This window comes from Wolbachia endosymbiont of Pentidionis agamae, from assembly GCF_036711655.1.
Classification (GTDB): Bacteria; Pseudomonadota; Alphaproteobacteria; order Rickettsiales; family Anaplasmataceae; genus JAZHPY01.
In genome coordinates this window covers 1-9,644 of record NZ_JAZHPY010000042.1, presented here as the reverse complement: position 1 = coordinate 9,644, position 9,644 = coordinate 1, and the positions used below count along the sequence as shown (strand labels likewise).

Below are 9,644 nucleotides of genomic sequence, written 5' to 3'. Positions count from 1 at the left end.
TACTTATGGAACATACTATGAAGAAAATCATGATAGAATAAGTACAGTGAAATTAGTTATAAACACTGCATTTAATGGAGAAGCATATGTTTATGATACTAAAGTTAAGATAGAAAATAAGCTAATAGAAAATAGCACTCCTGCTATTAATATACTGAATGATTCAGGTATACAAAGTACAATATCAATATCTTTTCCAAAAGAAGAAATGAATAAAGATGGAAAAAATTTCTCTACAATATCTTTCAATACTTACGAAATAAGTTTTTCAGAAAATAGTACTTCCATTAAAAATACACAAACAATAAGGCTACAAAAAAATATTAATAATAATCATGATGCAAACATAGGAAATTCCTATTCTCAGCCTCAAGCAGCAAAGCTTCCAGGTGGTAAGGTTCTTGTTGTTGCTAACAACTTAAAAGATGAAAATGCTGTTGCTTGGGTATTAAATCAAGATCAGAAAGGTCAATTTAAAGTATTAATTGCATCTAGAGGAGTAACAGAGAAAAAATTATTTCAGCTTGGAACTTTAGGCACTTTTTTCGTTAGCAACCAATTTGCATTAACTCAAAATCCGTTAAAGTTATTTTATTCAGAAACTAATAAACAAATTAAACAAAATAAACAAGTAGATGTTACTAGCTTTTTTGAATTTAATGCAGAAGAAGTAGCAAAAGGTGTTGAGCATGCAAAAGATACTAATCAATACGCATTTGGTGATAAACATGGAAAAATAGATCGAAAGCATATTCTCTTCTCTCATAACGCAAAAGTAATTTCTTTTAACGTAATTCCTGAAGGAAAAATCGGTGGAAGATTCATTACTTTAGAGGAAAACTCCTCTAGGAAACAAACATTATCTATTATAGCAACTGAAAGTAAAGTGGTAAGTGAAGTATTAACAACTTACGAACCTACTGCGTATATAACAAAAGTATATGTTCAAGCAAATGATAGAGGTCAGCTTACTATAAGTAGAATTGATAAAGACAATAATCTTATTTTAGTAACAGGTATAGCACCTAATCCTATTAAAATTCCATTAGATATGATAAAAACTTCTAATGATTTCGTCAGTATAATTAATGGTAATATGGATACTATCAATGGAATTATTGGAATAACAACTCCGTAAATTGAAACAACTGTATCTCATACTACTAACTCTCCAAGTAGTACAGCAAGAGAAGTTGTTACTGATGCTACTACATATACTAGTACAACTTCTACACCGATCACAAACAGTAAGGTATCCCCTACTCCATCAGTTGTTACTATACCTACTAGTACAACTTCTACAACTACTACATCAACAGCAGAAAGTGAATCTGCATCACCTACCCTACCAAATTCAACAACTAATAAACCAATAACAAAAGGTCTATCTACTACTCAAATTACTACTACTAAAGCTCCTTCTACCACTAAAAAATCAAGTAGTACAACTGTCGTATCGTCAACAGAAAGGAAGGCATCCCCCACCCCATCAATTATTACTACTGAAAATACTATTCCTATTACTTCAAGCACGTTTATTCCACAGAATCAAACACTACCTACTGCTCAGCCACGCATAGCACATGCAAGTACACCAGGTAATGCAGGAATAGTGGTAGGATCAATCTTAGGAGTAGGAATATTTGCTTTTATGGGAATCGCATTATATAAATTTATTCAGCACCATAAGCGTAATAATACAGCACCTGAGCTTGAATTAGGAAGTCTGTTTGATAGTTCACTTTCATCGTCTTCTGTATCAGAAATCGTAACAGTGGAAAGTGGTAGATCTTCACCTGGAAATCCCAGGCAATGATCTTAAATGGTGTGATATAGATCTGAGTCTTACGCAACAACACTGCGCGAGAAGACGTTCTATGTAGTACAAAAATAAATAACTACTATTTTTTCAATAATTGAGTAAAATGTTTAGTAGATATTAAGGTAAAAAAGCTTTTGAGAGATATAATAAAAAAAATAGTTATTTCTGGTAAAGAAGTATGGCCTATCATAGAGGGTGGCAAAGGCATTGCAATTAGTGATGGTAATACTAGCGGTGCTTTTGCTGCAGCTTCTGCTGTAGGCACATTCTCTGGGGCTAATGCTAAGTTAGTAGACACTAATGGAGACATAGTGCCACTAATTTATAAAGGAAAAACAAGATATGAAAAACACAATGAATTAATTGATTACAGTATAAAATCTGGAGTTAGTCAAGCTAGAATAGCAAATGAAGTTGCACGTGATTCTGGCAGAATACATATGAATATTTTATGGGAAATGGGAGCGGCAGAAAGAGTACTACACGGAATACTAGAAAAAACAAAGGGCCTAATTCATGGCATAACTTGTGGTGCTGGAATGCCTTATAAACTTGCAGAAATTGCATCAAAGTATCAAGTTTACTATTATCCTATTATTTCATCAGTAAGAGCTTTTAAGGCACTTTGGAAACGTGCGTATCAAAAAATGTCTTCCTATCTTCTTGGAGGCGTTGTATATGAAGACCCATGGCTTGCAGGGGGACATAATGGATTAAGCAATAGAGAAAGTCCAATGGAACCAGAACCACCATTCAATAGAGTTGTAGAACTTAGATCATTTATGAATGAGATCAAACTTTCAGGAACTCCAATAATTATGGCAGGTGGCGTATGGCATTTAAATGATTGGAAAGATTGGTTTAATAATAAAGAAATTGGACCAATAGCTTTTCAATTTGGCACGCGTCCTCTATTAACTAAAGAGAGCCCAATTTCTGCAGAATGGAAAAAAAAGTTACTTACTCTTAAAGAAAACGATGTACTTTTAAATAGATTTAGCCCTACAGGATTTTATTCATCAGCAGTAAAAAATAGTTTTATACTTGAATTAGAGGAGAGGCAATCGCGTCAGATTAGATTCTCAAAAAACTTAAATGAAGAATTTAATCAAGAATTTGCAGTAGGTCTAAGAGGCAGAAAAATATATCTTAAGAAGGAAGAGAAAAAGCTAGCAGAAGAATGGGTAAGAAAAGGATATACAGAGGTTATGAAAACTCAAGATTCAACTGTAATTTTTGTTACAAAAGAAAAGTTTTTAGAAATAAGAAATGATCAAATAAATTGCATGGGATGCCTAAGTCACTGTAAATTTAGCAATTGGAAAGATCATGATAATTATTCAACAGGTTATAAACCAGATCCACGAAGCTTTTGTATCCAAAAAACTTTACAAAGTATCGCATGTGGTGGAAGTATTGAAAATGAGTTGATGTTTTCTGGACATAATGCATATAAGTTTAGAAATGATCCATTTTATCGGAATAACTATATTCCAACAGTAAAAGAATTAGTAGATAGGATTCTTACTGGTTACTGATTATACTAAGTCTTTGAAAATTAATTTTACAATAGGTAAATGTTTGATGTGTCATTAACATTAATTCAATAAACAAATCGAGGTATATTATGACACGCAATACAATAGACGAAGAGAAGCTTAATAATCAATTAATAACAGCAATATATGATAACGTTGAATATTAAATTAAAAGACTAATAGAAGAAGAAAAAGCTAATCCTCATTACAAATACAAACCAACTTCCTTCTGTATGGGATACCTTATGTTGATGCAAATGATATCAAGGCTCTTAAGTACCTAATAAAAAATGGTGCTAAAGCTAACATACAAGATTGTGATGGATGCTCTCCTTTACACAAAGCTGTTTTAGATGGAAAAAGAGAGTTCTGTAAAGTTTTATTAGAATATGGAGCTAATATTAATCTCCCTGATAAAATTTCAAAAACTCCTCTAGATTATGATTATACTCATAAGAATAATTTAATACTTACACCAATCTTAAAAGGGAAAGAAAGGAATCAAGCAATTGCACTAGGAAGTTTAAGTATAATTATCACTACAGCAATTATTGTACCAGCAATAATTTTTTTATACTTACTATATAACAGCAGCTGTAGCTATGTTTTTTGGAGTGCTTAGTATTAGTTATGCAGCATATCACGGATTAAAAGATCTTATTTAGTAATATTGAAGGATCAATTATGACTAGCTAAAGCTTGTGATATGAGTTAATTTCTTATAAACCAAAGTTATGGATTAAAAATCACAAAAAATGTCTGAAATAACAGACATTTTTCAAAATTCACAACATCAATTCTAGATTATAAATTCCAGCTATCAAATTGAATCTTAAACCAAAACGTTTTCGTCTATTTCGGTATTTATCTGATATAATTTTAAACCTTTTAATAAGCCAATCACATTTTCTACGACTACTCTATGACTAGAAAGCTCTTCTTTCCTTTTTTCTTTAGTTCTTTTTCATCTTCCTATGCAGCAATTTCATGAATTTTTTGTAAATCTCTATGCTAGCGTCAGCTAATACCTTAATTTCCTGTAATACCCTGACTACTTAAAAAGCCAAAATCATTCTTTCCATCATTTGAGAAAGCCGTGCAAATAATTTTTTACTTTCTTTTTCCATAATAATCTGTGTTTTTACGTTGTAATTTTTCCAGAATAAAATCTTTCTGCTTGTCTTTCCACAGGAGTCTCAGTGCATCAAATTCCATGTCACTTTTTAAGAGCTATTTTTGGCATGGCAACAAAAATCCGTTCTATCCATCGATGGCAGGCACTTTCTCTTACTCCATAGCTTTGCGTAATATATCCGATATTCACGTAAATATTCTCATGCCATACCTATCTTCTATACAGAGCTTGCTTTTACATCCACTTTTTGTTTTATTTCGTCTAGCTTCTTCATCCAAAATTTCTACCATACTAAATGACTTTATCGTTACATAATTTCAGATTTTACATAGTTTATTCAACGCTTCAGTGCTACAATAAATATGTTTGTTGTATCTCAGAGTATAATATCAAACTTATTTTATTGTCTAGCAAAATGGTATACAAAACAAAGGTATAGATTCTATATTTTTGTCTGTAAATCTACTTGAGATTAAGAACTTTATGCTACTACATAATTATTATTTATCCCGTTTGTCTACTGATATATTTCTTGTTTCTTTTGGTATTTTAACACATAAACCATCGATTTCTTGCGTAACCTTAACCTGACAACCAAGCCTTGAAGTCTCAGTAAGCCCAAAAGCTAAATCAAGCATATCATTTTCTTCATCAGATATTGGATTATATTCTTCCACTTTACTATAAAACTTTTCTTCAATAATTACGTGACATGTAGAACAAGCAAGAGAACCTTCACATGCACCTTCCAACAAATCAGGATCATTTCTATGAGCCAAACTAAGTAAAGTTTCACCTTCCATAGCTTCATATACTTTTTTACTTCCATCAGGCAAAATAAAAGTTACAGATGGCATGCTATTCCCCTACAATTTATTTTCTTATATTCTATAATGAAATTCTATAAATTTCTATTTGTTTTTTACTTTCACTGAATCACTATCGACTGGAATGTAAAAGGTAAGCTGGAACAATCTAGAAGCCACTCAAGTTTTGTAACCTGCCTAAATATTTTTTTGTCAAAAAGTTTATAATTCGTTTCGCTTGATTACCTCAAGTAGTCACGCTATTTTACATAAATCCTATGTAGCAAGATTTTAAAATTTTTTACCTATATCGCAACCCTTTTTTTTAAATAGATTTCGCTAACTAATTTTTTAATACAAATTCCAAAATATTTTCTTCACCTTTGCTTGCTACATTTTTTCAGTAGTTGTAACAACTTCTACACTTTATTTGGAAACTCTTTTGGCAGCACCCCAACACTTGTAACCACTTTTTATAATATATAACTTACTATGCAAAATACATAACAAATTAAAGCTTTCTTGGTTTTGTTTTTTCTTCTTGCATCATCTCCTAGCTTATCCACTTATTAAGATAATAAACAGGCTCTAATACTTGTTGAAAAGTTAGTATACTTCTTTGGATAAGTTGATGGAGCTAGAAAAAGCAATCTGGAAAGAATAATAGGGAATGATGAAATAAAAGAGTATATAAAGAATTAGATAGGTTTAAATATAGAAGACCAAGAAAATAAATGAATCAGTAATATATTATATAACAAAAACTTGATGATAGAAAAATACAAGATATAGAGAAAGAATAAAGATTGGTGAGAAAAATGTAAGATTGAGGTACAAAAAATCTGCTCAAGACGTGCATTTCGGTAAATATTATATGTTAACCTATCGATTTATCTGTAGATAGAAAAATTGTGGAAGAAGGCCCTTTGTTACAAAAATCTATAAATTAGATATACTACTTTAGTCCCTTTAAATGGCGATAGAAAATTTTCCTTGACATTTTTTATAAATTGTGTATAATAAAATATAGCAATAAAGATTATTATGAAATAAGTGTAATGGACCCGAGGGCAGTTCTCGGCACCTCCACCATTATGGGGGTGAATAAGGATCGACATGCATGGTAAAGGTAATGGTTTTGCTCGGTTAGATACCACCGTTAAGAGTTCTAAATTTAAGTGCAAATGATAATTTTGCCTCTGATAATGATAATTTAGTTGCTGCTGCTTAGTTTAGCACGCGGATACTTTATTTTTATTATACACGGTTTAGGGGATTCCGGGTAACAGAAATCCCCCTATCACAAAGAGTTTTGTCATTTATGGCTACAATAAATTATAAGGAGTTGATTAACTTAACCAAGTTTCAAGTTGTTAGGCATGTTTTAAATTTTCTATTATTAGATAAAACATTTGTTCCTAATATTTACCTTACGTTTTTTACTTCTTTCGAGGGAGTAAAAATCCCTAGTTATCTAAAGAAGTTACATCCAGAACAAATGTCTATAGTTTTACAGCACAAGTTTCATATTTTAGAAATGTCAGAAGATAAATTTAGTATTCACCTCAGTTTTAATAGAAAAGAAGAGAAAATTACTATACCATTTTTTTCTATTAGTAGATTTTATGATAAAAACGCAAATTTTATGTTGATTTTTGATAAAGTCAACATAAATACACAACAACTAGATGATAATATAATATCTATTGACCAACTCCGCCAATAATTCTACTTACTGTATTTAAAGATTTTTTTATTCCTTTTTTTAATGTAGCAAACTTTTCTTAGTTTTATATTGCTTTTTCCTTGTTTTATATTGCTTTTTCCTTCTACTTTAGTTCTCAATTAAATTGATAAATAAATTCATAAGCGTGTTTTAAAACAAGAAACAGATTGTAGTGTTACATCTACTTCATTCACCATACTACTAGTAATTCGTGAATTATCTGATGACATTGAATTAACGTTGCGTTTATCATTTAATGAGCCATACTTAGCAAAATATTTATCTGTCTTTTTAATGTATAGACTAACTAATTCAGAAAAAGTATAATCACTAGAAGACTTTAAACATGTAATAGGTAAAGTATGTATATCTTTATCGATTTTTTCAGGATCAATACATTTATCATTCTTTTCTAACATTATATTTTGCTCAAAGAACTTTTGATCATTTTCAAAACCTTTGAAGACCTGTTTTTTCTGATAATCTTTTTTTTCTACCACTTTGTTCTATTTTTTCTACTTTTATTGCAAGTTGAGCTGTATTTTTTATTGTTTTATCTCCCTTACGATTAAAGTACATAGTATATGGAGTAACGGAATTTACAATTTTATGTGTTTTCCAATGACAACCAAAAATCTTGAGTATTAATTTAAATATATGAGCAAGAAAAATTTCGAATGTTGCAACCAAACTAAAATAATGAAGAGATATTTGTTTAAGTGAGCTAGCAGCGTTGCTAACAATACATCTTAAATATATACCTTTATCTTTAAAATTCTTGTGAACTTCTGCAGCTACATGGCCGCCTAAACAGTCTCCAAATAATATGATGTTATCAGGTTTTATTTTTTGGTTTAATAAGTCAGTTACAATTGCTATACCAGACTTAACTCTGTTGCTACGTAAAGTAGAGCTATTGTCACTTAAACCAAGTCCAGGATAATTAAATAGGTGTACTGCAATACCTTGATCTGTTGCCCAATCCAAGTTTTGAGAATAGTCTTTATCAAACTTTAATGCCCTACTTCCACCAATAAAATATACTAGATTTTTCATTTTGAATATTATTTTGATATATATTTTTACTAGGTATTACTATCTTTTGAATCTTTTTCGGTTTTTTGTTTTTACAAATTCTTCTTTGCCTTTTGCTTCTTTCATATTTAAGTCCCCACTATACTAAATTTTATAAAATAAGATTATTAGTGCATGTCGTTGTACTAATGATGCCTTCATTCATTTTTATTCCTGACACTTTTGAGCTGGGATTACTAAGAGAACATTTATTTGTTATTGAATTTATTTTTTTACTTTCAAAGTAAGAATCCCCCAATTCTATAAAAAGTGATATCAGCTCAGGAAGAGTGTAATGATTACTATTCGTTGCACGTAGCTCTGTTATTGGAGAAAAGTGAATATCATCTGACTTGATGGGTAATAATGACAAAAATTTATTCCAGCATATCATTCTAGTCTTAAGTTCAAAATTCTTTGCTTTATGCATTTTAGATAGGTCAGTATAATTAATAAGGAACTCTCTGCGCTCTTCAAAATCTTCAAAAATTTCCTTTTTTTGATAATCTTTCTTTCTATCACTTTTTTCTATAGAGGAGATTTTAGCACCCATAGTTGCTTTTTTACTAATGAAGCCATCGTTTTCTGGTTAAAACATATTGTATATGGAGTAATATCGTTAATTATTGTATGTGGCTTAAAATGCCATCCAAAGCACTTAAGTACAAATTTTATTATGGGAGAAAATAACCATTTAAGTTTTGTTACATGTAGTAATTTAACTATAAGTTTCTTCAGAGAGCTAAACGACTTATTGAGAATAATTCGCAAATGAATACCATCATCATCTTTAAACTTTTTATAAACCTCAGCTGCTATTGGCCCTCCAGCACAGCTACCGTATAATATTATATTATTTGGATGGACTCCTTTCCGTTCTAAAAGATCTGAAACTACTGCAATTCCTGCCTTCACTCGATTTTTACCATTTAAGGAATGACCTTTGCTTTTTCCAGAACCAGGAAAATTAATAAAGTGTATATCCATACCTGCTTCAGCAGCCCAATTCCATTCACTTTTATCTTCATCTGGTTCTTTTTCAAAAGTATATGTAAGGCCTGGAAAGTAAACTATATGTTTCTTATTATTTACAGCGATATCTGAACATGACATCACTATTTTTTGAATTTGCATTCCACTGTTGGTTTCAATAAACTTCTCCTCAGTTTGTATTGTTGTTTTCCCTTTCATACTTTAACTTTCAATAGAATTACTAAGTAATATAATAAACTTATGAAGAAATCAATCATTAAATAAATTAAATTTTTTTCAAAACTTTACCTGAAATATCTCATTTGCCATGGCTTAGCAACTTCTGTCCCTCTGCCCAAGTAAAACCATTTTACTGTATTTTGGAATCCAGATTAGATATATTTTCATATCGTACTTAGAGTGTTCATTATACCTATAACGTTGCATATGTGACTATTATAACTTGTCATTCGAGATTTTCATAAGTCCCACGATGGGGACATTAAAGAAATTTTATCGTATTGATATTTATCTATAGCAAGATTTAAAATCCTCTGCAATAGTATTTAAC

Annotated in this window: 9 protein-coding genes, 1 other RNA gene and 3 pseudogenes; 6 read left to right on the top strand and 7 right to left on the bottom strand. The window is 30.5% G+C overall.

Going from position 1 to position 9,644, the window contains the following annotated elements; all coding sequences use genetic code 11:
• Nucleotides 1–1,138, top strand: a 1,138-nt coding sequence (locus V6U76_RS03215; protein WP_333023578.1) for a hypothetical protein, incomplete at its 5' end; no start/stop codon positions are given.
• 257 nt (nucleotides 1,139–1,395) lie between these two features.
• On the opposite strand, the gene V6U76_RS03210 is transcribed toward V6U76_RS03215, so the two are convergent.
• A complete protein-coding gene (locus V6U76_RS03210) occupies nucleotides 1,396–1,533 on the bottom strand; it encodes a hypothetical protein (RefSeq protein ID WP_333023577.1) in 138 nt (45 codons plus the stop codon).
• A 79-nt stretch (nucleotides 1,534–1,612) separates the two neighbouring features.
• Between V6U76_RS03210 and V6U76_RS03205 the strand changes: the two genes are divergently transcribed.
• From V6U76_RS03205 to V6U76_RS05580, 3 genes are all read left to right on the top strand, one after another.
• Nucleotides 1,613–1,816 (top strand): hypothetical protein, encoded by a 204-nt coding sequence (locus V6U76_RS03205; RefSeq protein ID WP_333023576.1) that lies wholly within the window; start codon nucleotides 1,613–1,615, stop codon nucleotides 1,814–1,816.
• Between the two features lie 140 nt (nucleotides 1,817–1,956).
• Nucleotides 1,957–3,360, top strand: a complete 1,404-nt coding sequence (locus tag V6U76_RS03200) for an NAD(P)H-dependent flavin oxidoreductase (RefSeq protein ID WP_333023575.1) — start codon at nucleotides 1,957–1,959, stop codon at nucleotides 3,358–3,360.
• A gap of 211 nt (nucleotides 3,361–3,571) precedes the next feature.
• Nucleotides 3,572–3,982, top strand: coding sequence for an ankyrin repeat domain-containing protein (locus V6U76_RS05580; protein WP_408647418.1), 411 nt, complete (start codon nucleotides 3,572–3,574; stop codon nucleotides 3,980–3,982).
• Nucleotides 3,983–4,145: 163 nt separating this feature from the next.
• Here the strand turns inward: V6U76_RS05580 and V6U76_RS03195 are convergent.
• Both V6U76_RS03195 and V6U76_RS03190 read right to left on the bottom strand, forming a co-directional pair.
• Nucleotides 4,146–4,253: pseudogene (locus V6U76_RS03195) on the bottom strand (IS5/IS1182 family transposase); the annotation flags it as partial.
• Between the two features lie 742 nt (nucleotides 4,254–4,995).
• Complete coding sequence (locus V6U76_RS03190; RefSeq protein WP_333023574.1) at nucleotides 4,996–5,352, bottom strand: ferredoxin family 2Fe-2S iron-sulfur cluster binding protein; 357 nt, start codon at nucleotides 5,350–5,352, stop codon at nucleotides 4,996–4,998.
• Nucleotides 5,353–6,290: 938 nt separating this feature from the next.
• Here V6U76_RS03190 and ssrA point away from each other — a divergent pair.
• Together ssrA and V6U76_RS03180 are read left to right on the top strand one after the other, a co-directional pair.
• Nucleotides 6,291–6,601, top strand: a transfer-messenger RNA (tmRNA) gene (gene ssrA, locus V6U76_RS03185).
• A gap of 21 nt (nucleotides 6,602–6,622) precedes the next feature.
• Nucleotides 6,623–7,027 (top strand): ClpXP protease specificity-enhancing factor SspB, encoded by a 405-nt coding sequence (locus tag V6U76_RS03180; RefSeq protein ID WP_333023573.1) that lies wholly within the window; start codon nucleotides 6,623–6,625, stop codon nucleotides 7,025–7,027.
• Between the two features lie 230 nt (nucleotides 7,028–7,257).
• Here the strand turns inward: V6U76_RS03180 and V6U76_RS03170 are convergent.
• The 4 genes and pseudogenes from V6U76_RS03170 to V6U76_RS05685 form a co-directional block, all read right to left on the bottom strand.
• A pseudogene (locus tag V6U76_RS03170) lies at nucleotides 7,258–8,135 on the bottom strand (alpha/beta hydrolase); the annotation flags it as partial.
• Nucleotides 8,136–8,213: 78 nt separating this feature from the next.
• Nucleotides 8,214–8,654 carry a hypothetical protein gene (locus V6U76_RS03165; protein ID WP_333023570.1) on the bottom strand — a complete coding sequence of 147 codons (441 nt, stop codon included), beginning with the start codon at nucleotides 8,652–8,654 and terminating at the stop codon, nucleotides 8,214–8,216.
• Complete coding sequence (locus V6U76_RS03160) at nucleotides 8,630–9,292, bottom strand: alpha/beta hydrolase family protein (protein ID WP_333023569.1); 663 nt, start codon at nucleotides 9,290–9,292, stop codon at nucleotides 8,630–8,632. Before V6U76_RS03160 ends, V6U76_RS03165 begins: the two co-directional genes overlap by 25 nt.
• Nucleotides 9,293–9,424: 132 nt before the next feature.
• A pseudogene (locus V6U76_RS05685) lies at nucleotides 9,425–9,520 on the bottom strand (IS200/IS605 family transposase); the annotation flags it as partial.
• Nucleotides 9,521–9,644: the final 124 nt, after the last annotated feature.